The 264-nt window shown below is 67.4% G+C and carries 1 protein-coding gene; it reads right to left on the bottom strand.

Going from position 1 to position 264, the window contains the following annotated elements:
* Window positions 1-32: 32 nt before the first annotated feature.
* Window positions 33-264 (bottom strand): transposase (locus ACUJ8O_RS11585; RefSeq protein WP_391516826.1); only part of this gene is annotated, 232 nt, incomplete at its 5' end.

Genomic DNA, 264 nt, shown 5'->3' with positions numbered 1-264 from the left:
CCGTCTTCGAGGTTGTAGGGGGCTTGTACCTGTCAGGTCTGCAGGGTCGGCATCACCTCCGTGCTCATCACGGTCTCTTGCTCCGTGGTCAGGGGCTCACGGCACCGGGCGAGCAGTTCCAGGCCGAGATACCGGCGGCCTTCGGCCCACTCATCGGTCTGCTCGGCCAACACAGCCCCGACCAGACGCACCACGGCATCCCGGTTCGGGAAGATCCCCACCGAGTCCGTGCGGCGCCGGATCTCCCGGTTCAGCCGCTCGGCA

The sequence above is a fragment of the Micrococcus sp. EWR3.9.1 genome, assembly GCF_052615555.1.
The sequence above is the reverse complement of the archived record's forward strand: the minus strand, read 5'-3'. Positions and strand labels throughout refer to the sequence as shown.